This is a genomic window from Paenibacillus sp. FSL R10-2778, assembly GCF_038593035.1.
GTDB lineage: Bacteria > Bacillota > Bacilli > Paenibacillales > Paenibacillaceae > Paenibacillus_AQ > Paenibacillus_AQ odorifer.
In genome coordinates, this window is sequence record NZ_CP151956.1 from 688,273 (window position 1) to 712,304 (window position 24,032).

17 protein-coding genes are annotated in these 24,032 nt (G+C 47.6%); 13 read left to right on the forward strand and 4 right to left on the reverse strand.

Going from position 1 to position 24,032, the window contains the following annotated elements; all coding sequences use genetic code 11:
- Positions 1–99: 99 nt before the first annotated feature.
- On the forward strand, positions 100–1,476 hold the full coding sequence (locus NST40_RS03055) for an MATE family efflux transporter (RefSeq protein ID WP_341001086.1): 1,377 nt from the start codon (positions 100–102) through the stop codon (positions 1,474–1,476).
- On the opposite strand, the gene NST40_RS03060 is transcribed toward NST40_RS03055, so the two are convergent.
- Positions 1,477–2,517: an alpha/beta hydrolase gene (locus NST40_RS03060; protein ID WP_139329954.1), complete on the reverse strand. Its 1,041-nt coding sequence runs from the start codon at positions 2,515–2,517 to the stop codon at positions 1,477–1,479.
- 296 nt (positions 2,518–2,813) lie between these two features.
- Here NST40_RS03060 and NST40_RS03065 point away from each other — a divergent pair, with 296 nt between their 5' ends.
- Complete coding sequence (locus NST40_RS03065; protein WP_076305673.1) at positions 2,814–3,557, forward strand: IclR family transcriptional regulator; 744 nt, start codon at positions 2,814–2,816, stop codon at positions 3,555–3,557.
- A 1,521-nt stretch (positions 3,558–5,078) separates the two neighbouring features.
- Here NST40_RS03065 and acnA read toward each other — a convergent pair.
- Positions 5,079–7,820, reverse strand: a complete 2,742-nt coding sequence (acnA, locus tag NST40_RS03070) for an aconitate hydratase AcnA (RefSeq protein WP_038568617.1) — start codon at positions 7,818–7,820, stop codon at positions 5,079–5,081.
- A 450-nt stretch (positions 7,821–8,270) separates the two neighbouring features.
- Here acnA and NST40_RS03075 point away from each other — a divergent pair, with 450 nt between their 5' ends.
- The 9 genes from NST40_RS03075 (at position 8,271) to NST40_RS03115 (ending at position 16,052) form a co-directional block, all read left to right on the forward strand.
- The gene (locus NST40_RS03075; protein ID WP_341004232.1) at positions 8,271–9,305 is read left to right on the forward strand and encodes an amidase domain-containing protein; all 1,035 of its coding nucleotides are present in this window, start codon (positions 8,271–8,273) and stop codon (positions 9,303–9,305) included.
- A gap of 20 nt (positions 9,306–9,325) precedes the next feature.
- Positions 9,326–10,417 carry a D-alanine--D-alanine ligase gene (locus NST40_RS03080; protein ID WP_076220194.1) on the forward strand — a complete coding sequence of 364 codons (1,092 nt, stop codon included), beginning with the start codon at positions 9,326–9,328 and terminating at the stop codon, positions 10,415–10,417.
- Positions 10,418–10,462: 45 nt separating this feature from the next.
- Positions 10,463–10,780, forward strand: coding sequence for a hypothetical protein (locus NST40_RS03085; protein ID WP_036679853.1), 318 nt, complete (start codon positions 10,463–10,465; stop codon positions 10,778–10,780).
- Entirely contained in the window at positions 10,777–11,784 is a 1,008-nt protein-coding gene (gene uvsE / locus NST40_RS03090) for a UV DNA damage repair endonuclease UvsE (protein WP_036679855.1), read from the forward strand. Before NST40_RS03085 ends, uvsE begins: the two co-directional genes overlap by 4 nt.
- A gap of 268 nt (positions 11,785–12,052) precedes the next feature.
- Positions 12,053–12,937 carry an inositol monophosphatase family protein gene (locus tag NST40_RS03095; protein ID WP_036679857.1) on the forward strand — a complete coding sequence of 295 codons (885 nt, stop codon included), beginning with the start codon at positions 12,053–12,055 and terminating at the stop codon, positions 12,935–12,937.
- Between the two features lie 15 nt (positions 12,938–12,952).
- Positions 12,953–13,219: a hypothetical protein gene (locus NST40_RS03100; RefSeq protein WP_076220195.1), complete on the forward strand. Its 267-nt coding sequence runs from the start codon at positions 12,953–12,955 to the stop codon at positions 13,217–13,219.
- A gap of 95 nt (positions 13,220–13,314) precedes the next feature.
- A complete protein-coding gene (locus NST40_RS03105; protein ID WP_076277888.1) occupies positions 13,315–14,607 on the forward strand; it encodes a stalk domain-containing protein in 1,293 nt (430 codons plus the stop codon).
- Between the two features lie 101 nt (positions 14,608–14,708).
- Positions 14,709–15,260 carry a peptide deformylase gene (def, locus tag NST40_RS03110; RefSeq protein ID WP_076186335.1) on the forward strand — a complete coding sequence of 184 codons (552 nt, stop codon included), beginning with the start codon at positions 14,709–14,711 and terminating at the stop codon, positions 15,258–15,260.
- A 171-nt stretch (positions 15,261–15,431) separates the two neighbouring features.
- Positions 15,432–16,052 (forward strand): hypothetical protein, encoded by a 621-nt coding sequence (locus NST40_RS03115; protein ID WP_076220196.1) that lies wholly within the window; start codon positions 15,432–15,434, stop codon positions 16,050–16,052.
- Positions 16,053–16,415: 363 nt separating this feature from the next.
- Here NST40_RS03115 and NST40_RS03120 read toward each other — a convergent pair whose 3' ends face one another.
- Complete coding sequence (locus NST40_RS03120; protein ID WP_076277875.1) at positions 16,416–17,732, reverse strand: glutamate-1-semialdehyde 2,1-aminomutase; 1,317 nt, start codon at positions 17,730–17,732, stop codon at positions 16,416–16,418.
- A 124-nt stretch (positions 17,733–17,856) separates the two neighbouring features.
- A complete protein-coding gene (locus tag NST40_RS03125) occupies positions 17,857–18,903 on the reverse strand; it encodes an LCP family protein (RefSeq protein WP_076220096.1) in 1,047 nt (348 codons plus the stop codon).
- A 105-nt stretch (positions 18,904–19,008) separates the two neighbouring features.
- On the opposite strand from NST40_RS03125, the gene bcp reads away from it, so the two are divergent.
- Entirely contained in the window at positions 19,009–19,476 is a 468-nt protein-coding gene (gene bcp, locus NST40_RS03130) for a thioredoxin-dependent thiol peroxidase (RefSeq protein ID WP_341001098.1), read from the forward strand.
- Between the two features lie 123 nt (positions 19,477–19,599).
- Positions 19,600–23,883 (forward strand): acyl-CoA dehydratase activase-related protein, encoded by a 4,284-nt coding sequence (locus tag NST40_RS03135; protein ID WP_341004233.1) that lies wholly within the window; start codon positions 19,600–19,602, stop codon positions 23,881–23,883.
- Positions 23,884–24,032: the final 149 nt, after the last annotated feature.

Genomic DNA, 24,032 nt, shown 5'->3' on the forward strand with positions numbered 1-24,032 from the left:
AACCTCGCGAAAAGGAGGGTGTACCTTTTTTTTGTCGTGTGGACCGATTAATGAAATCCTATGGGGTAGTAGAAAAACTTTGAGAAATGAGATGAGGGTATGAACAAGCTTGAGAAGAAGCAATTTTATAATCAGCTTTTAAAATTAGCGGTACCGATATCCCTCCAAAGTCTAGTCATGGCGGTGCTGTATTTAGTAGATCAATTGATGGTAGGGCAGCTTGGGGGTGTAGCAATCGCTTCGGTTGGGATGGCTAGTAAAATCTATAGCGTGATTTCAGTGGTACTGGCGGGTCTTGCTACGGGTCTTGCTATATACGCGGCTCAATATTGGGGGAGTAAAGACCGAAAGAGCATCACACCACTACTGGGATTAAGTCTTGGAATTGGCCTGATCTTGTCGGGTTCATTTACGATATTTGTTTTTTTCAACCCTCGGCTATGTCTGTCTATTTTTACAACGGATAAAGAAGTGTTGGAGAATGGGTACATTTTTCTGAAAATCGTTGCCCTCAGTTATATTCCAACGATGTTGACGATGCTCTATTCGGCGGTTCTACGAAGTTCAGGACATGTAAAGTATCCAATGATTGTTAGCATAGCTGCTGTAGGAATGAATATTATTTTAAACTATGCGCTTATTTTTGGGCATTGGGGATTTCCAGAGCTTGGACTTGCAGGTGCGGCATATGCAACGTTAATCTCACGTATAGTCGAAAGTGCCTTGATTGTCGGAGCTGTATATCGTGGAAAGCTGCCGGGTGCCGGAGGTATTAAGGATCTCAGTTCGTTTTCGAAAGCGCTGTGCATACCTTTTTTAAGAACGATAGCGCCTATTGTTTTAACGGAATTGGTTTGGGTCTTAGGGGAGGCTTGTTATTCCGTAATATATAGCCGTATGGGCACAGCGGAGATGACCGCTATGACAGTGACCTTTCCGCTGCAGGGGTTGACGATTGGACTTCTGGCAGGGCTTTCTGGTGCAGCTGGCATTATGGTCGGACATAAGCTGGGAGAAAATAATAATGCAGGTGCTTTTCAGTATGCTCGTTTTTTTGTTCGAATAGGAGTAGGGATTTCATTGCTGCTTGGTGTGCTTATTGCTGTTCTTGCCCCGCTCTACGTCTCAGCCTTTAACTTAACATTGGAAGAACGCCGAATGGCCACTTCCGTTATCTGCTTTTTTGCTCTTTTTTTATGGATAAAGGTGGGCAATATGATGATTGCGGGAGGGATCCTGCAGAGTGGTGGCGATAGTAAATTCGTCTTTATTATGGAAGGCTCGACAACTTGGTTGCTTGGGGTGCCTCTAGGGCTACTGTTGTCATGGGGATGGAAACAGCCTCTTCCCTGGGTATACTTCTTTCTGTCCCTGGAAGAGGCTGTTCGATTGGTTATAGGTTACGTGCGTTTTCGCCGTGGTAAATGGTTGAAGCAACTGACCCATCAGGGGACAGAGGCGGATTGTAGTGCTTAACTAGTTACTTGCCATCGCCGGCTGGTTGCCATTGTAGGTTTTGGCTAGTTGAACATTTCCTAAGAAAGCAGAGACTCGCCGCAAATACTCACGCGGGTGCTCACGGAATAGCAATTCATGATGGCTGCCCTCTACGACCCAGGAATCTGAGAACGGATTGCTTTGGTTCGCGGCCAGCTTTTCGGCAATAGGATAAGGAGCTTTATCATCTTCGGTTCCATGCATGAGTAGAATAGGGAAAGGATAATCTTCGGATTTGACCTTCGCATAAGGAATTTGATTCAGCCCCGTACCGTTCAGAACTGGGAACAGCATTTCCATAATCGCCAGGGAAGGCTGGCGGGGCAGATCAATATTTTGCTTAATATTATGATACAGCGTATCTGGCTCTAACAAAAAGGTGCTGTCCAGAATCATCGCGTCAATGTCCTCTGATACTAATCCTGTTTGCAGTGCTGTGCCTGCTCCCATGGAGAAGCCCCATACCACTAACTCCTCAGCTCCACGTTCCTTAGCAAAATCAATAGCGCCTAGAAGCTGCTGGGATTCTTTTTTACCTCCGGTTGCAATATCCTTGTTGCCTTGGGCAGCAAAGCCGTAATCAAACATCACGACATTGAAATTCAGACTGTGTGCATAGTGAGCGAGATCGTACATAGGTACCCAAGATTCTTCCCGGTTGGCGCCATAGCCATGGCTGAACACGATAGTTTTGGTAGCCCCTTCGGAGGGAATATACCAGCCGCTCATCATCCGACTTCCATCTTTAGCTGGAAACGTCACATCCTCGTATGCGAGACCTTTGGCCTGCATGGGATTGGAATACAGAGGTGCGACCGTTGGATTAGATAATACCCAGGCGATATAGCCATGAAGTGAGACAAAGCAGAAGGCTAAGAAGAAAAAAATAGATAATAGCAGTGCAACGATAATATGCTTCACACGAATCATCCGCAGCGATAGCCGGGATGAACTGCCTTGTTTAGGTAGTTTAGGTCGACGGGAGACGGTTGTGCCGGTTTGGCGAGTTGCCAGATCCATATGGTCCCCTCCTAAGAATGATGTGAGTACTAGTGCCTAGAAGAATTTGTAAAAATGATTCTAAAGCATCAGTAGATAATTTAATATGTTAATCGTATGAAAAAGCCCTTACAAAGTCAATGAATTAGATGCTTTTGTAATGTAACTGTAAAGTGCGGCCCAACCTTTTCCGGCACATTTTTGGCACAACTCCGGCGGAGTGAATATACTGGACTTTCCATAGAGTTTTGCACTAAGATAGAGTTAGTTATAATGTAACCGAGTTTCATTTGATGAAACACGAGGGGGAGATTGTCATGGAGGACCGAAAGCTTACAGTGCGTGCGGTAGAACGTGCGCTTGATATATTGCTTTGTTTTACGCAGGACAGAGATTTAGGGTTGACGGAGATCGCTTCAAAGATTGATTTACATAAAAGTACCGTCCATCGGCTGCTGGCAACCTTGGAGGAAAAGGGCTTCCTCATTCGTAATCCGGCCACTGAGAAATACAGTTTGGGTATACGAATTTGGGAATTGTCTACGCATTTGCCTGCTTTTGATGAGTCAGCCGCGGTATTATTGCCGTCAATGGAACGGCTGCGGGATCGGCTAGGGGAGACTGTTAGTTTATACTTACGCGACGGCATAGAACGTGTGCGGATTCAGGCGGTTCAGAGCCAGCAGGCCATACGGCGAGTGGCGCAGATCGGTGCGAGATTGCCTTTATCTGTGGGGGCATCAAGCAAAGTGCTGGCAGCCTATGCTCCTCCAGAGGTGCTGAAAGAATTGCTGGAGAGTTCGGGATGGCCGAACTATGTTGAGAAGGATGTCTATCAAGAGCAGCTTAATGACATTATCCGGCTCGGATATGCCACTAGTTTCGAGGAACGCGAGCCCGGTGCGGCCGCGGTGGCGGTGCCTGTTACGGGCCGCAGTGGAAATGTGATTGCGGCGTTATCACTGTCCGGCCCAGTTAGTCGCTTATCCCGAGATACGCTAGTGGAATATGCCGCGGTACTGAAGGAAGCGGCTAGTGAAATGGGCATGATGATTCCTTAATTCGCTGGCTGAGACATACCTTGTTAAACAGCAAAGCAGCGATCTCTCCGTTACTGGAGGATCGCTGCTTTGCTGTTTTTGGGGAGAGATGCTTAGTCGATTGTGGGTAAGTGGCAGGAAACGATGGTGATGGGTAACTGAGGGTAATTGATGAGTGACTGATGGGTAATTAACGGCTAACTGATGGGTAATCAACAGCTAACTGACGGCTAGCTAATGGCTAACGGCTCCCCTACCTTGCGTTGGTTTGGTGAGCTTCAGTGAATATACGTTCCTTTGGAAGCCTCAGTAACTCGTAATCTGAGGCTCGAGCGTTTGAACCCCGGGTCTAGATAGGCAGAGGGACGGAGGGGCGGGAGGATGGAAGGACGGGAAGGTAGAGAACCCGCTATGAACCTATGAGCCAACGAACCTACGAGCCAACGAACCTACGAGCCAACGAACCTACGAGCCAACGAACCTACGAGCCCACGAACCCACGAGCCAACAAGCCAACGAACCCACGAGCCAACGAACCTACGAGCCCACGAACCCACGAGCCAACAAGCCAACGAACCCACGAGCCAACGAGCCAACGAACCTACGAACCTACGAGCCCACGAACCCACGAACCCACGAACCTACGAGCCAACAAGCCAACGAACCAACGAACCCACGTATCTCATAACTCGTACACAAGTAATCTCGGGTTGTTATTTAGATATTCCCTGAGGCTTCCGGACTTAGAAGACGCTATTTGCCCATTTAAAGCCTTTTGGGCATAGTTTCGGACCCCAGTGCAGCTATTCGGCAAAAATGGGCTCCTGTAGCGTGTTTTTTATGCCAATAGCGACTATGGAGTCCGATCGCACGCCAAAAGTCGGATAATCGAGCGTATAGAGTCATCTGAGTCCGATCGCGCGGAATCCTAAGCGTCCCCTGGGGCGTGCGGACTCAGGGGACGCTATTTGCGAATTGACAGCCAGTTTGGCATAGTTTCGGACTCCAGTGCAGCTATTCGACCAAAACAGGAACCTTTAGTATGTTTTTCATGCCAATAGCGACTATGGAGTCCGATCGCGCGCCAAAAGTCGGATAATCGAGCGACTAGAGTCATCTGAGTCCGATAGCATTGAATCCTAGGCGTCCCCTGAGGCTTTCGGACTCAGGGGACGCTATTTGCCCATTTAAAGCCTTTTTGGCAGAGTTTCGGACCCCAGTGCAGCTATTCGGCAGAAATGGGCTCATTCAGCGTGTTTTTTATGCCAATAGCGACTATGGAGTCCGATCGCACGCCAAAAGTCGGATAATCGAGCGACTAGAGTCATCTGAGTCCGATAGCATGGAATCCTAGGCGTCCCCTGAGGCGCGCGGAATCCTAAATGTCCCCTGAGCCTCACGCAGTAATGGTGAAGATTCCAAAGACAACAGACAGAGGCACCCTACCCGCCGCAAATTGGCTACTGAAACCACCCCATAAAAAAGGGACTGCTCACAGCCACACATGGCCGTGAAACAGTCCCTTTTTAAGTTACTTTAAATCTATTCTACCGACACCGCGGAAGAGTCTGTAGCATCTGCCAGCATCTGGCGAAGAACAGTCTGCAGGATACCGCCGTTGCGATAGTAATCAATATCGACTGTACTGTCGAGTCGTGCAATGACAGGGAAATCGAATTGTGTGCCGTCTTCACGGGTAGCCGTGACAGTTAGCTCTTGACTTGGTGCCACGTTGTTATCGAGACCAGTAATATTGAAGGTCTCGCGTCCGGTCAGTCCCAAGCTGCTCCAGCCGTGGCCTTCTTGGAATTGAAGTGGGAGTACGCCCATACCGACCAGATTGCTGCGGTGAATCCGCTCAAAGCTCTCAGCGATAACTGCTTTAACGCCAAGTAGAAGCGTACCCTTAGCCGCCCAGTCACGTGAGCTTCCTGTACCGTACTCCTTACCAGCGATGACGATCAGATTTTGTCCAGCATCCTGATAGAGCATGGAAGCATCATAGATGGACATAACCTCGTCGCTTGGCAAGAAGGTAGTAACGCCGCCTTCTGTACCAGGAGCTACTGCGTTACGAATCCGAATGTTAGCGAACGTACCGCGCATCATGACTTCGTGGTTTCCGCGGCGTGAGCCGTAGGAGTTGAAGTCTGCACGTTCTACACCATGATCGCGCAAATATTCGCCAGCAGGACCAGAGGTAGAGATATTACCCGCTGGTGAGATATGGTCGGTTGTTACGGAATCAGCAAGCAGCGCTAGAACGCGTGCATCTTTGATATCCTTAATGTCTCCCAGACCGTCTGCCAGATGTTCGAAGAATGGCGGATTCTGGATGTACGTGGAATTATCATCCCACTCATACAGCTCGCCTTGCGGAACAGGAATCGAATTCCAACGTTCGTTAGCGGTGAATACATTTTCGTATTTGCTACGGAACATCTCCGGACTAAGGGAGAGACCAATGGCTTCACGAATTTCAGCAGTGGTTGGCCAGATATCTTTCAGGAATACTGGCTCACCTTGCGGATCAAATCCAAGTGGCTCAGTTTGCAAATCGATATTTACTGTACCAGCCAAGGCGTAAGCAACTACGAGCGGCGGTGAAGCCAAGTAGTTTGCTTTTACCTGAGCATGTACGCGGCCTTCAAAGTTCCGGTTACCGGAGATGACTGCGGCTACGGTCATGTCATTGTCAGTAATGGCTTGACTAACTTCTTCAGGCAATGGACCGGAGTTACCGATACAAGTGGCACAGCCATAACCAGCCAAGTAGAAGCCCAGTGCTTCGAGTGGTTTCAGCAAGTCTGCTTTTTGCAGGTATTCAGTAACCACCAAGGATCCTGGAGTCAAGCTGCTCTTAACATAAGCTGGTTTGGTCAGACCACGTTCCACAGCTTTTTTCGCCAAAAGACCTGCTCCAAGCATAACGCTAGGGTTGGAAGTATTCGTACAGCTAGTAATAGCTGCGATTACGACTGCGCCTGTGCTGAGCTTGCTGGTAGTATCATTTTTGTGCTGTACTTCTACGACTTGAGCGATTTTCTCATCGCTGAGACCATAACCGCCTTTGTCTACAGGTGTACGGATAATACCTTCGAAATTTTCCTTCATATGCGTAAGTTCGATCCGGTCTTGTGGACGTTTTGGTCCAGCCAAGCTAGGAACGACAGAAGCTAAGTCAAGCTCAATCACATCGCTGAACTCAGGGTCTGGCGTATCCGAGGTACGGAACATCCCTTGTGCTTTGTAATAAGATTCAACCAACGCCACCAGATCATCCGGACGGCCCGTGCTGCGAAGATAAGCGAGTGTCTCGTCATCTACAGGGAAGAAACCGATAGTTGCTCCGTATTCTGGCGCCATGTTGGCAACAGTTGCCCGGTCAGCCAGACTGATGTTAGCAAGGCCAGGTCCGTAGAATTCGACGAATTTGCCGACTACACCCTTTTTACGCAACATTTCAGTTACTGTCAGTGCCAAATCCGTTGCTGTAGCTCCTTCGATAAGGCTGCCTGTAAGCTTGAAGCCCACTACATCAGGTGTAACAAAATAGAGCGGTTGTCCAAGCATTCCTGCTTCAGCCTCAATACCGCCTACACCCCAGCCCACAACACCCAGACCATTGATCATCGTGGTATGGGAATCCGTTCCTACAAGGGAATCTGGATAAACGACAGTTTCACCATCGATAGTTTTAGTAGTGGCAACGGAAGCTAAATACTCTAGATTTACCTGGTGCACGATACCTGTTGCTGGTGGAACTGCACGGAAGTTGTTAAAAGCTGTCTGTGCCCAACGAAGGAAACGGTAACGCTCCTCGTTGCGTTCGAACTCAACGTTCATATTGTATTCCAAGGCGTCTGCTGTACCGAAAGCATCAACCATGACAGAGTGGTCAATTACAAGGTCAACCGGGACAAGCGGATTGATCTGTTTAGGATCTCCTCCGGCTTTTTTTACAGTATCACGCATAGCTGCGAGATCCACGACTACCGGAACTCCGGTGAAATCCTGAAGCACGATACGAGCAGGGATAAATGGAATTTCTTTATTACGGTCAATGTCACCTGACCAATCGGCCAGTTGTTTCACATGTTCTTCAGTAATTGCCCGTCCGTCAAACTGACGTACAGCAGCCTCTAGTAGGACTTTGATCGAAAAAGGCAGGGAAGAAATAGAGCCCAATCCTTGTTCCTCAAGGGACTTCAGATCATAATAGCGATAAGATTTGCCGCCTGATTCCAGGGTCCGAGCCAATGAAAAATGATCCTTGCTTGGCATATATGCGCCTCCTTGTTTCGTCTAATGAAACCCAATTTCAAATTGCTTCTAGCTTAATTATAACGGTTACAAAGTGGGGAGTAAAGTTTTTTTTCCTACATCTAAAGCCCGAATTATGCCTGAGAAAATGCCAAGCTACCCTTCCATTGTTACATTGTATCGTTTCGGGATATTCTTTTTACCTCAAAAAGAGCCATTTAAAGGAGATAATACGAAAGAATTCACCGGAATCCTTGGTTTTACTTAATTATTAGGCAAAATACACACTGAATTTCTCTTCCTCAGTCATTAGGTGATAGGGTCCTCGTTGTCGATGTTGGATTGAGATGTCGGACTTGGGGTTAGAGTTTTTGCTTGAAACATCCTTAACTATTCAACCGATCTGTATAGCGGCCTGTTTCCTTTCATATACATAGAACAGCAGTTAAAAGGGAAAGAAGGGGCGCGAGTATAATGGAACAACAGTGGAAGCAAAGTCTTTATGTATATGTTGATCAAGTGAATAAGGCCAGGGTGGAGCCTAAGTCATCATCGCATACCGTTTCCGTATCCGTTAAAGATCCGCGTTTTCTGGTAGAACAAGGGGAGCGTTCAAGACGTCTTGCGGAGTGGTATAAAGAACGTGGGATAACTCCTTTGCGCGGAGAGACAGGGGTTAAGACTTTGCGGACCGTCCGGCAGACTCCGACCGAGGTAGTAGCAGAGGTTACACTGCATAGTGCGCTTTATTATGAAAAAGGCGGTGTTAACCACCGCGAGGATATTATCGAGCTGGAGCGGCTGACCTTTGTACGGGACGGCGGGGGCTGGGAGATTGCTGGTGTGGAACGAAGTGTCCCTGAAAGAAATACGGTTCATCGGGGAGAGGTAGAGCTATCGGGCAGACTATCCAAATGGGGAGAGGCTTTGCCGGCACCGCTGCCATCACAGCCCCTGCTAAACCGGAATGTTCTCGGAGAAATTGCAGGTTCACGAGAGGTTCGGTATAACCGTGAAGAAGCTGTGGCGTATGCCGACCGCTGGTGGAAAGACGGCAATCCGGAGTTCGAAACCTTCGAGGTGGATTGCACAAATTATGTCTCCCAATGTCTCTTTGCAGGGGGAGCACCTATCAACTATACTGGTAAAAGAGAAACGGGCTGGTGGTACAAAGGTTACCAAGGCAAACAAGAATGGTGGAGCTATAGCTGGGCTGTGTCAGACAGTCTGCAACGCTATTTGAGCGGAAGTCGGAGCAGTGGCTTGCGTGCGGAAGTCATGGAGCGGCCGGAGCAATTGATGCTGGGCGATATCATTCAATATGACTGGGATGGCAACGGGCAGTATCAGCACAGCACAATCGTCACAGCTTTTGATGCAGGAGGCATGCCGCTTGTGAATGCACGTACCGTTAGCAGCCGTCATCGCTATTGGGATTATCGTGATTCCTACGCATGGACTGATCAAACGAAATACCGTTTTTTTCATATTAACGACTACTTATAGTACAGAAAGAGGTTAAGGGAATGGGGAACGCAAAACTAACCGTAGGGCTGGTGTACGGGGGCAAATCAGGAGAACATGAGGTATCGCTACAGACGGCTTTTGCCGTGATGAACTCATTTGATTATGATAAATATGAGATTATACCTTTTTACATTTCAAAACAGGGATTGTGGAAGGTTGGAGAGAAGTTATCAGCGCCTTACAGCCAAGTGGAGCAGCTCAAGCTTGCAGAAGCGACCGAAGATATGGGCACAGCCCTGAACGTGGTATTTAGTGGATTATCCGGTGCGGACAAAACAGTGGACGTAATGTTCCCGCTGCTGCACGGCACGTATGGTGAGGACGGAACGATTCAAGGGTTGTTCGAAATGGCGAATATTCCTTACATCGGTGCTGGTGTTCTTGCCTCTTCGGCAGGTATGGATAAGGTGGTCATGAAGAAGCTGTTCGCTGATGCCGGTCTGGATCAATGCGAGTTTTGTTATTTCAACATCAGCGCTTGGAAAAGAAAACGTCATGAGTTGATTGTTGGTGTAGAGGATAAACTGGGGTATCCGGTATTCGTGAAGCCTGCCAATCTAGGCTCAAGTGTAGGTATTTCTAAGGCTGCCGATAAGGATAGTCTTGTAAAAGCTATTGATTTTGCTTTCCGCTATGATACCAAAGTTATTATTGAGGAGTTTGTGGATGCGCGTGAGGTAGAGGTTGGCGTGCTTGGAAATGATGAACCAGAAGCCTCTGTTCCGGGTGAAATCGTTTCTTCTGGTGAATATTATGATTACGCAGCCAAATATACGGACGGCAAATCGCAAATGATGATTCCTGCACCAGTGGATTCTGAAGTGGCCGATCGTTTACGGGAGTCCGCGATAGTTGCTTTTCGAGCGATTGAGGGCAGTGGAATTACCCGGGCAGACTTCTTCTTGCGAAAATCGGATGGTAAAATTCTAATTAACGAAGTGAACACGATGCCTGGTTTCACTCCTTACAGCATGTATCCGCTATTGTGGCGTGAGACGGGTGTATCTTATAGAGCTCTGTTAGACCGAATGATTGAGTTAGCCTTGGAGCGCTATAATTTTAAACAAGGCCTTAAGTACGACAACGAGTAATAGAAGCTATAGCGGGAAGATCCCGACTGGAAGGAGAGAAGAAACATGGGTTTTCAAACAGAATTCAACTCCGTCTGCAAATTCAAGAGTGAACAAGAGCTGTACGAGCTGCTGGAATATGGGCGCACCAAAATGGTGAAGCAAGGCTTTCGTGTGTATCCGACGGGTCAAAAGGTTATTGCTTACACCCCTGAGAACGTAGCTGTAGCCATTGTCAAAATTTCAGCCTCGATTGCAGAGATTAATTTTCAAGGGCATGAGGTTACCGCGGTAGAGATGGAGCTTGTGCGTAAGCTGAATGAAGAAGAGTCCAGAGTGCAGACGGCTTTGGCTGAGGAAATGTTTTTTGGAGCACAGGGATGATTGTCCGCTTCGGATATGTAGCGATGTCCACCGTTATCAAAGACTGCTCCCCATCTAAGACAATGACGATGGCCTCTTTTAAGAAGCTGGATGACCGTGAAGCGGCACTTCGGCGTTTGGAGAACATCGCTAGAATGAATCTGCATAATACGCTGCGGTTGATGAAGCATAATGTGGCTTCGGACATCATGGTGTACCGCCTCACTTCCAAAATCATTCCTCTGGCGACGCATCCGGATTTGCAGGACTGGAATCCGTTTGCGGCGCTCGCCGAGGAATTTGCGGAAGTGGGCCAATATGTGAAAAAGCACGGGCTGCGTGTTTCTTTTCATCCAGATCACTTTACAGTACTTAGTACACCCCGTCCGGAGGTGCTGATAAACTCCGTACGGGATTTGCAGTACCATGTGGACATGCTAGTTGCTATGGGGCTTCCTGCCATGGCGAAGAACAATATCCATATTGGCGGAGCTTATGGGGACAAGCCTGTAGCGGCGAAGCGATTCGAGGAGCATTTCCGCGCGCTGCCGGCAGCGCTGCAGGAGCGTATAACGCTAGAGAATGACGATAAGACATTTACAGCTCCGGAGACACTGGCAGTCAGTCAGAGCGTAGGATTACCGATGGTGCTGGATATTCACCACCAATGGGTGAATAATGAAGGAGAGCTCCCTTGGGAGCTGTGGCCTGACATTTTGCAGACATGGCGAAGCGAGCTAGCACAGAAGGACGTTCCTTCTGGAGAGCTTTTGCCGCCTAAGATTCATGTATCCAGTCCGCGCAGCCCGTCTGATCCGCGCAGCCATGCGGATGGCGTGGAACCTGCGCCTTTGCTGGCTTTTCTGAAACGTATTGCCGCAGATACGCCTGCTGTCGATGTTATGATTGAGGCGAAACTAAAAGATGGCGCGTTATTTGGATTGATGGAGGCTATGAAGGAGCTGGCTGAGGCTGGTAACGGAATTTCCTTATTAAATGGGGCAAGCGTGAATATTGAACCTTAAACAATGAAAATAAGGAGATAGGTCCCGAATACGGGTCCTATCATGACTTGATATGTAACTTGAAATAGGGTACGTTGAATGAAACTTTAATCGCTTATCGTCTTTATATGGACCTGGGGCATTTATGCTCGCAGATGAGAATTGGGTCCTCTTTTGGCGGAACTTTGGGAACTTGGGGAACGTTTTGACGTATTGCACGGTATTGTGAATAGGATTGCTTTAGAATTAAAGCCATTGGCGATTATGTTCAAGAAAGTGGAGTGAAGATATGAGTCCTTTAAATCCAGAGGGTAAGAATGAACGTGAACCCTATGTAGTAACAAGCAAGGGACATACGGCGGTGGCCATTAATGCGGCTGCCAAAGCAGGAGAATGGATAAAGAGCAGACAGGGTCTCGTGAAGGAGCTGAATACAAAAACTTCAGCACAAGATCTGGTTACGGAAGTTGATAAAGGCGTTGAGCAAATGATCCGCAGGCTGATCCTGACACATTTTCCCGACCATGCCATTCTCGGGGAAGAGGGGGTTTCGCCGGGAGCAGCAGCGGCTACCGCTGCATTGGAAGAAGCTCGTGAGCATGAATATTTGTGGATTGTAGATCCTGTAGATGGTACGACTAATTTCGTACACGGATTTCCTTTTTACTGTGTCTCCATAGCATTGGTGATTCGCGGTGAACTAACAGTAGGCGTTATTTATGATCCGACTCGTGATGAAATGTTCGTCGCTGAAAAAGGAAAGGGAGCTTACATGCACGGTGTCCCTACCTCGGTCTCTACGGAGACTGATTTTGGAGACAGCCTGATTGCTATGGGCTTTCCTCCGGATCGTGAGTTTGCACAACCTGTGAATATGGCCGGACTGCAAAGTATTCTTCCGCAGATTCGTGGTATTCGTGCCGGAGGCGCGGCTGCTCTACATTTAGCTTATGTGGCGGCAGGCCGTGTAGATGGCTATTGGGAAGTGGGCTTAAGCCCTTGGGACTGTGCAGCAGGAGTACTGCTTGTACTTGAATCAGGAGGCAAGATTACGGATACCCTAGGACGTTCATATGATATTGGTACACGCCATGTAGTAGCAAGTAATGGCCACATTCACGAATATTTGGTTTCGTCACTGAAGAATGCTGAAGCAACAGGATATAAGCTTTAGGGAGGACGATACAGCATGAGTGAGAAGGATGATTTGGAACGCAAGCTGAGCGAAATGTTGGTAGATGGTGAGATGGAACAAGGCGATCGTACGGCTAAGGAAATCCGGGAAATCTCACCTAAATATGAAATTCGTATTCAGACTACGCTCGATCCTATTGTGGAAGAAACATTACGTTATCGTAAGATTGGATATGAGCTGGATGACCGTTATGATAAATATCTGGAGCGTGCAGGGCAGAAGTTAGAGTCAGATGAAGAGTCAGACAATAATAGCCAGTGATTTGCGAGGGGCGGTTTCCTGAATATAGGAGGCCGCTCTTTTGCGTTGCTATCCTGGATGGTAGAATGGAATTAGAACAATTTGGGAGGGATACGATGCTAGGCAATTGGAAAAAAATTTGGGCAGCTGGCATAAGCAGCCTGCTTTTGTTATCTGCGCTGATTAGCGTAGGAGCAGGCACGGCAAATGCGGCTGACACGACTGCGATACAAGACTCTGGGCAAGATGTCTTTCGCATCGTAGCTCTAGGTGATTCCATTACTGCTGGCTACGAGCCAGGAATGACGGACGTGAATACTAAGCCATACGGCTATGCGGAGAGATTGCTTGAGCAGGGCTGGTATCATGGCAGAAGTGCACTTACTAATTATGGTATTCTAGGGCTGACTACGGCCGGATTACGTAATTACACAGGAGCGATCAAGGATGGTTCAGTGATTACTGCTGAAGGAGTTCAGGCAGGTCTCCCAGATCCACGAATAGAGCAGTTCGTGAAGCTAACTCCGCAGATCGCAGCAGAGCTTAAGGAGGCTGATCTGATTACCATTACGATTGGTGGGAATGATGTAAGCAGTCTGTTCTTGCAGTTCAAGGAGCTGACGGATGCGGATTTCCAAACACAGCTGGACCAGCGGCTAGCGGATTATCAAACAAATGTGAAGGCAGTGCTGGAGAATATTCGTGCGGTAAGTCCGCAAACGACGATTATACTGGCCGATCAATATCAGCCTGCCCCTAAGGTTGCGCTTGGTCAAATGTACAACAGATTAATGACGGCAGCGGGCAAATTTACGGAAGCAGCGGATAGTGTAGCTGCAAGCGTGAACCAAGAGGGAGCGAAGGTGCTTGTAGCTCATGTTGCGGCTAAGTTTGCCGGGGTAGAAGGCTCGCTGACACATATTATTGGAGCAGGGCAAACTGATTTTCACCCGACGCAGCTTGGATACGAGACTATTGCTAAGGTCTTTGCGGAGTTACAATGGGGAGAGTATCGCGTTCCTACTGTAGCTACAATGGCTACTGCATCGGTACCGATGTCGATTGTAGTGAAGGGCGTGGAGTTGAATACACCCAATAAGCCTATCCTTAAAAATGGGCAGAACTTTTTGGCGCTAAAAGATATTCTAAATGCCGTGGGCGCAAGCGGGAAGTGGGATAACAAAACCTCCAGCGCTACCATCGTGTATGGTGGAAGAACCGTTGTGATCACCATTGGCTCGAAATTTATTAAGGTGAATGGAGAGAACGTGGCTATTGATACTCCAGCTTTTCTGCAAAAGGTAGGCAAGGAGGACAAAACCTACTTACCCCTTGCCGCTTTGGCGACAGGACTTGGATTCGATGTTAATTACAGCAGCAAACTGCGAACTGCTTTCATAAATCCATAAAGCTGCATACTATACATCATAAGAAATTAAATTAAGCCCGTTAGGAAAAGGTGGATGGAATATTGTCTAGTTCAAAATATAATGCTGAATATATCATCACCATGGATGATATAGTGCGGGAGGGTCATCCCGTACTTCGTACCGTAGCGCAACCAGTGGAGCTTCCATTACACGCGGAAGATCGTGAGGCTTTGCAATGTATGCTTCAATTTCTGAAGAACAGTCAGGACCCGGAGATTTCCGAAGAATATAAGCTGCGCTCTGGCGTAGGTCTGTCGGCGAATCAAATCGGACTGGAGAAGCGTATGTTCGCGATGTATCTTACAGACGAGAGAGGGCGGGCTGTAGAGCATGCTTGGGTTAACCCTAAGATCATAAGCCACTCCTTGTCTATGGTGTACTTACCAGAAAGCGAGGGCTGTCTGTCCGTTGATCGTCCCGTGCATGGCTTTGTACCTCGGTATGAAACCGTGAAGGTGAAGGGTTATGATCTGGAGGGCAAGGAGGTTGTCCTTAAATTTAAGGGCTACCAAGCTATCATCATCCAGCATGAAATAGACCATCTCGATGGGATTATGTTCTATGACCGAATTAACAAGGAGAATCCGTTTAAGCTGCCTCAGGGCGTGGAGATCCGGAACTTATATGAGTAGGAGAGTAACTCTGAATTAAAAAGCGGGCGACCTTACAGCGTAAAGCTGATGGTCGCTTTTTTTTTTTACCTATCGGCAAGATTATAATATTTCAAATATTTTACAAATCAATCGGAAGGATGTACCCTTACAATTAATGGATTTAAATTAGTAATAAGAGGAGGGCGTTAAATGAACTGGAGCAGAATGCCAATTAGAGGATTCGCCAACGAATACAATGATGAGGTTAAAAAGATTGATGAGCAGATTTTGAGTCTGATTCAGGAACGTAAAGCTATAACAGGCAAGAAACGATTATCCCCTGATAGTAAGCTACTTGAGGAATGGGCAACTAGATTCGAGATGAATACTACTCAGATTGTGCAGCATTTGCACCTTATGAATGAAACTGTACCCAGAAGACAATATTGGGAAGAGCCTGGTTTATTGCTGGGAGTGCTTCCGATTGTGAAGCGGACGGTCGTTGAAGAATGCGAGTATATACTTACGCATGCTATGCAGTATGAAGCCTTCAGCATAGTTACTGTGGAAATCAAATATTTAAAAGAAGCTGTAGGACATATCCATCTTCGAACGGCTTTAACGCTTGAAGTGGCGGGTGAGAATGAATATGAAGTGCAGCCGCATGGTGGTCATGGAGGTGGAGCGCATACACAAATGCAATTCTTGGTCGCCCCAACGCTGCCGGAGCATCTGGAGGGTGTAGAGTTTTCACTAGTACCTGGGAGCGAGCAAATGTTAAGACCGTTAATGACTGAGATTACGTTGGACAAGCAGGTGGATTTTACATGAGAGCAGTAGAATATTTGGACTTCCAAACGCTGTTAGCGGATGAAATCCGTAGATAAAGGTGGTCACTATCGCTCACACTCTTACAAAACGATTCTTTGTTTAACCCCTAGACTATATACGGTGTGTTTCTGCTTTTTGCGGTGTGAGCTACAGAGTTATTAGGGAAAACTCCCTGAAAATAACCTATATTCTCTGTAAATGAACAGAATTAGGACCGTGGATGAGTAAAAATGTAGAGCAGCGATCCTCCAATATAGGAGAATCGCTGCTCTTTTAACATTTGCGGTTTATGGGACTGGGACAGCCCCTTAATCTATGCAGCTATTATTCAGCTTATAGAGCACTGCGTTTCATAATCCATTCTTATTTCTCAGTCGCCATAGCGCGGAAGGATTCTTCAGCTGCGATAAGTGTAGCATCAATATCTGCATCAGTATGTGCTGTGGTCAGGAACCAAGCTTCGTATTTCGAAGGGGCAAGGTTAATGCCACGGTTCAGCATATGCCGGAAGAAGCTGGCGAACAATTCGCCGTCTGTATCCTGAGCCTCGTCATAATTCGTAACCGGATGATTACAGAAATGAGTGGAGAACGAACCACGGATGCGGTTGATTGTCAGTGGAATGCCATGACGGTCTGCAGATGCTTTAAGTCCATCGGCGAGGCGGATTGCAAGCCGATCCATTTCTTCGTATACACCCTCTGCACTCAGAACCTCTAAACAAGCAATCCCTGCAGAGATAGACGCAGGATTGCCCGCCATTGTGCCGGCTTGATATGCCGGTCCAAGTGGAGCTACCTGTTCCATAACATGCTTGCGGCCGCCGTAAGCGCCGATAGGCAGGCCGCCACCGATGATTTTACCAAGTGCAGTAAGGTCAGGAGTAATGTCCTCATGATTATCCAGCCCCGCATAGGTTTGTGTAGAACCATAATGGAAGCGGAAGGCAGTAATGACTTCGTCATAAATAACAAGGGAGCCATTATCGTGAGCCAGCTTGCAAAGTCCTTCGAGGAAACCAGGCTTAGGCATCACCATGCCGAAATTCCCCACAATCGGTTCAACCATAACAGCTGCGACATCTTCGCCCCATTTCTCCAGCGCCTCTTTCAGGCTGTCCAGATCATTAAAGGGAACGGTGATTACCTCCTGGGCGATACTGCTTGGAACACCGGCACTATCTGGAATGCCAAGTGTAGAAGGTCCTGATCCTGCTGCTACAAGCACCAGATCAGAGTGGCCGTGGTAACAGCCAGCGAATTTTACGATTTTGCTGCGTTTTGTATAGGCACGGGCTACACGGATCGTTGTCATAACCGCTTCGGTTCCAGAATTGACGAAACGTACTTTATCCATAGATGGAATGGCTTCTTTTAGCATTTTAGCAAGTTTAATTTCGAGCTGGGTTGGGGTTCCGTAAAGAACACCATTTTCTGCTGCTGTCGTAATTGCTTTGGTAATATGAGGGTGGGCATGGCCGGTAATGATCGGTCCATAGGCTTGGAGATAATCGATATATTCATTGCCGTCTTCATCCCAGAAGTGAGATCCACTGGCACGTTTCATAAATACAGGTGCTCCGCCGCCAACGGCTTTGAAGGAGCGGGAAGGGCTATTTACACCCCCAACGATATGCTGGAGGGCTTCGTGATAAAGTTGTTCAGATGTGGAGCGATTCATAATGTGATCATCCTTTCGATTGTTGGTGCTCAAGGGAACGGGCGAACAACGGTGTTTTCCGTTGTCCGCCCGTATTATACCAAGTCACTGCTTTGTGTACATGTGAACTTTGCTTGTCAGGCCCTTAATGGGTCCCGCCAGAACTGCTATTGGAGGTGTTCTCCGGTGTAGGGGTTGGTGTTGGCTCAGGACCATTTATGGTATCCTGTATAAATTCTTTTAGCTTCTTTTCGCTACGAATTCCGATAACCTGTGATCCGTCACTTGTAGTCTCCTCAGTGAGCAGATCCATTGGCGGAATTTGCTCACTGCCACCCATACTGCTATTATACCCTACGCTTGCCAGCTTCCACATATCATTAACTGACATATTGGTTTCAATATAAGGCGTAACCTGCGACAGGATATTTGGCAGCTTGACAATGGAGGTGGTGCTGATCAGCTTATCAGCCACAGCCTTGAGAAAACCGCGTTGGCGCTCGGTTCGAGTGAAATCGGAGGTAGCGTCATGCCGAAAGCGAACATATTGTAGCGCCATGTTGCCGTCAAGATGCTGATATCCTTTTTTTAGATCAATATCATATTCCGGACCGTCTGCAACGGTTTTGTAGACCATATCTTTTTCGACTTCATAATCCACACCCCCAACGGCATCAACCAGCTTGATGAATCCTTGGAAGTCCGTGTAGACATAATATTGAATTGGGATACCGAGCAGATCGCTGACGGTCTGCATCGCAGTATTAGGTCCATAAATAATCGCTGTATTAATACGTTTCTCGCCATGATCTGGAATCGGAACGTACGTATCTCTCAGTATTGAAAATACACTGATTTTCTTCTTCACAGGGTCAAGAGAAGCGACGAGCATTGTATCTGAACGGGGGATTTCCCCTTTCTTCACACCTCGGGCATCTACACCCATTAATAGGATATTAACAGGCTCTGTACCCTCCCACTTAGGAGGCTCAGGGGTATCGACATCAACGGTCTCTGCATTTTGAAAAGGTGAATCTTCAGTATTCGACATGCTACCAAGCTCATTGTAAATGGTTGTAATGTAGAAAATGGCCCCACCGATAATAAGGAGGAGTATAATGGCCAGCGTCCAAAGCAGCGGTTTCTTTTTTGACTTACCAGTCTTTGCGTGCCTTTTCTTTCTAGGTGGCATTTCTCGTTCTTCCTTTCGCATTCACGTTGACTACATTATAATTTCTTTTGGGGATACGTGCAATTTAGGAATAATTCCCCAATCTTAAGAAGGAGTGGATATATCTTGATCGAAGTAGCTATTGGACAAAAAGTACCCAATTTCACTCTTCCCTCTTCCAATGGGTATGAGGTTAGTTTGAGTGATTTCTTGGGCCGAAAGGTCATCTTATATTTTTACCCTAAAAATATGACACCAGCCTGCACGCAGGAGGCCTGCGAATTTCGTGATGCTTTTGATCAAATCACGGCGGTGGGTGCGGTTGTTCTGGGCATTAGTCCGGACTCTTTGGCATCACACGCTAAATTTACAGAGAAGCATAGTTTGCCCTTTCCACTGCTGTCTGATGAGGATCATAAGGTAAGTGAAATGTTCGGCGTATGGCAGCTCAAGAAACTTTACGGCAAAGAATTTATGGGAATTGTGCGATCTACTTTTCTGATTGATGAGCAGGGGATATTAGTGGAAGAATGGCGGAAGGTACGGGTAAAAGGGCATGTCGCAAACACGATAGCAGGAATAAGCGAATCATAAATTTTACTAATTACTTTTTATAGATGTCTATTACATTTTTAACAGCTTATATAAGGTGTTGTCATGATATAGTTTCCTCATAATTGCTTCAAATTTGGAGCAAGAAGAGGTGGTGGAGTGATAATGCTGCATATTGGGCTTGATATCGGATCAACTACTGCTAAATTAGTTGTCATAGAGCGGGACATCATTGTTTATCAAGACTATGTAAGACATTATAGCGATATTAAAAAAGCGGCCCTCTCTCTTCTGTCTGATGTACGTGACAGATTCCCAGAGAGGGGAGCTAGGCTTACTGTAAGCGGTTCCTCGGGGTTGTCTTTATCCAAATTAGGTGGAGTTCCCTTTATTCAGGAGGTGATTGCCTGTACGCAGGCGATCAGTGCGCTGATCCCGGAATGTGACACGGCGATTGAACTGGGTGGAGAGGACGCTAAGATAATATATCTTCGGGGCGGCATTGAGCAGCGTATGAATACAGCCTGCGCGGGCGGAACGGGAGCGTTCATCGATCAGATGGCAGCGCTGCTGCAGACCGATCCGGCAGGCTTAAATGTTTTGGCGGAGAAGCATGAGCGAATCTATCCCATAGCTTCACGCTGTGGTGTATTTGCCAAAAGCGATGTACAGCCGCTGCTTAATGAAGGAGCGCGCCGGGAGGATGTGGCGGCTTCGATCTTTCAGAGTATCGTTAATCAGACGATTAGCGGTCTTGCTTGTGGACGTCCGATTCGAGGACGGGTGGCTTTTCTTGGCGGCCCGCTGACCTTCCTGCCTGCCTTGCGGCAGCGTTTTTCGGAAACGCTGGAGCTGGCGGAGGAGGATATCCTGTTCCCGGAACGCTCACAGTATTTCGTGGCGATTGGAGCTGCGCTCTCCGAAGCTGATCCAGTCGTATTGCCACTTTCAAGCTGGATCACGCGAATTGCGGCGGTTGATTTTACTGCGGATCGAGCTGCGGATGCTGAATTGCCTCCGCTTTTTGAGAATGCCGCTGAGCTTGCAGAATTTCGGCTTCGTCACGGCAAAGCCTCTGCAGCGAGATCAGATTTAGCCTTATATCGTGGACCTTGTTATCTAGGAATTGATGCCGGATCAACCACAACTAAACTCGTGTTAACCGGTTCGGCTGACGAAATTCTCTATACCTTTTATGGCAGCAACAAAGGCAACCCGCTGCATTCGGTCAGCGATGCACTGAAGGAGATCTACCGGGTTCTGCCTGAAGGCTGCCATATCGCAGGATCATATGTGACAGGGTACGGTGAGGGGTTAATCAAGGCCGCTCTGCGGACAGATGGCGGAGAAGTAGAGACTGTTGCACACTACAAGGCAGCTTCCAAGTTCATGCCAGAAGTAGATTTCATACTGGATATCGGTGGTCAGGACATGAAGTGCATCAAAATCCGTGGCGGTGCTATCGACAGCCTTATGCTCAATGAAGCTTGTTCAGCCGGTTGTGGCTCTTTTCTGGAGAGCTTTGCCTCTGCCCTCGGACTTGGGATCGAGGAATTTGCCAAAACTGCACTCGAAGCGACTCAGCCTGTTAATTTGGGCTCGCGCTGCACGGTGTTCATGAACTCTAAGGTCAAGCAGGTTCAGAAGGAGGGCGCATCATTAGCGGATTTATCGGCGGGTCTTGCCTACTCTGTGATCAAGAATGCTCTGCAAAAGGTAATTAAAATCCGCAATCCGGAGGACTTAGGGCGAAATATCATCGTTCAGGGCGGTACCTTCTATAATGAAGCTGTATTGCGCGCCTTTGAGTCCTTGACGGGGCGGACGGTGGTTAGACCGGATATAGCTGGCGTAATGGGAGCTTACGGCTGTGCACTGATTGCGCGTGAGCAAGCAGGGGTTAACGGATCCAGTACGCTGCTTGGACCAGAGGAGCTTGCCAGCTTTAAATATGAGGTCTCCTCAGGCCGCTGTGGCCGCTGTGGGAATAACTGTGCGCTGACGATCAGTCGTTTTCCGGATAAGAGCTTTTATGTGACCGGCAATCGCTGCGAACGCGGCGCAGGAGTCAAAAAAGAGAAAAATGTCCTGCCGAATCTGATGCAGTATAAATATGAACGGTTTTTTGAGTACGAGAGTTTACCGGAAACAGGGGCATGGCGGGGGACCGTCGGGATTCCGCGTACCATGAATATGTTTGAGAATTACCCGTTCTGGCACACTTTTTTCACCAAACTGGGCTATAGGGTGATTCTCTCCCCTAAATCAAGCAAGAAGCTCTTCGAAAGCGGCATGGATACGATTCCTTCAGAATCGATATGTTATCCTGCGAAAATGGCCCATGGACATGTGCAAAGCCTGATCGGTAAAGGTGTCGATTTTATTTTTTATCCAGCGGTGGTGTATGAGAAAAAAGAAGATGAAGCTGCGGATAATCACTTCAATTGTCCAGTGGTCGCCTCTTATCCCGAAGTCATTCGCAACAATATGGATGGGTTAAAGGACAATGGAATCAAGCTTGTCAGTCCATTCCTGACCTTCGATGATATTTCTGCGCTGACCAAAGGGCTGGTGAAGACATTTACCAGCATTCCGCGAGAAGAGATTGCGTCCGCGGTGCAAGCGGGACTTACAGAGGCTGATATCGCCAAAGGTGATGTGCGTACCAAAGGGGAAGAGACCCTTGTGTACCTAGCTGATACTGGAACCAAAGGAATCCTGCTCTGTGGGCACCCTTATCATGCCGATCCTGAGATTAATCACGGGATAGCGGATATGATAACCGGGATGGGACTCGCCGTGCTGACAGAAGATTCTGTCTGCCATCTGGACCACAGCGAAGGGGATGTGGCTGTTGTTAATCAGTGGACCTACCATGCCCGGATGTACCGTGCAGCCCGCCTTGCTGCAGTCCGCTCGGATCTGGAGCTTGTTCAATTGACTTCCTTCGGCTGTGGGATCGATGCGATCACTTGTGATGCCGTACAGGATATTATGGAAAGACATAACAAGGTATATACATTGATCAAAATCGATGAGATCAGCAATCTTGGTGCAGCGCGCATTCGGCTTCGTTCATTGCTGGCGGCAATGCGTGAGCGTGAAAAAGGTAAGGTAGTGCCGCAAAAGCCGCCAAAAGTGCAGGCTAATGTGTTATTTACAAAGGAAATGAAAGAGACCTATACCATCCTTGCACCACAGATGTCGCCTATTCATTTTGAATTGTTTGAGCAGGTGTTTCGCGATGCCGGATACCGTCTGAAGATACTTGAGACGACCGGACCCGAAGAGACAGAAGAAGGTCTGAGATACGTTAATAATGATGCGTGTTATCCGGCAATTGTGACGATTGGCCAGATTCTGTCGGCGCTGAAAAGTGGGGAATACGATCCGGATCGTACTGCTGTGATTATGTCACAGACGGGTGGCGGCTGCCGGGCTACGAATTATATTTCTTTGCTGCGCAAAGCCTTAAAGGATTCAGACCTTGAACAAATCCCGGTGATTTCACTCAATGCTTCGGGGATAGAGAATCAGCCGGGTTTCCGTATCAGTCTTAAGCTGGCGAATCGGTTGATAGCTGCCGCTTGTTACGGTGATCTTATGATGCGGATGTTAAATCACTTTAGGCCGCATGAGGTTGTTCCAGGAAGTGCTGAAATTCTATTCCGCAAAGGGATGGAGCGTTGCAAGGCAAGCTTATCCAACTTTTCATTCCGAGAATACAAACGCCTGATTCGTGAGATTGTTGCAGAGTTCTGCAAGCTGCCCGTTACAGGTGTTACTAAACCAAGAGTAGGCATTGTCGGTGAGATCCTGATCAAATTTCATCCGGATGCCAATAACCGCATTATAGAGATGATCGAGGCAGAGGGCGGGGAAGCGGTAATGCCGGATTTCCTGGATTTCATTTTCTATTGTGTATATAATCCGATCTACAAAGCTGAGCAATTCGGCAAAAGCAAACGGCTCGGCTATATCAATCCCATGCTGATCTCTTATCTGGAAATTTACCGTAAGCCGATTAAGGTTGCCCTTGAGGATGCGGGGCTGGCTAAAGGACGGGAGAATATTTATGGTCTTGCCGAGAAGGCCAGCCGACTGGTGTCCGTAGGGAATCAGATGGGTGAGGGCTGGTTTTTAACCGCAGAAATGATGGATTTGTTGGATAATGGTGTGAACAACATCGCCTGTATTCAACCGTTCGCGTGCCTGCCCAACCATATCACCGGGCGTGGGATGATTAAAGGTCTTAAGGAATTATATCCGGGTGCAAATATCGTGGCGATTGACTATGATGCTGGAGTTAGCGTAGTCAACCAAGCGAATCGGATTAAGCTGATGATGTCAATTGCCAGCAGCCAGGAAGAGACTAAGCCATCTAATTTAAAACTGCAGGATAAGCCTCAGCAGCAGACTTTACCTGAAAGTTCATACAGCTTAACCTGAGCATTGTTCAGACGAAAAAGCGGGCCAAGGATCTACCTTGGTTCGCTTTTTTTATGCTTTGTGCACTTATGTATGATTTTCATGTTTTTCCTGCAATATAAAATTACCTTTCAGAAAGTTACAGCAAAATATTGACCGAAATTTAGTTA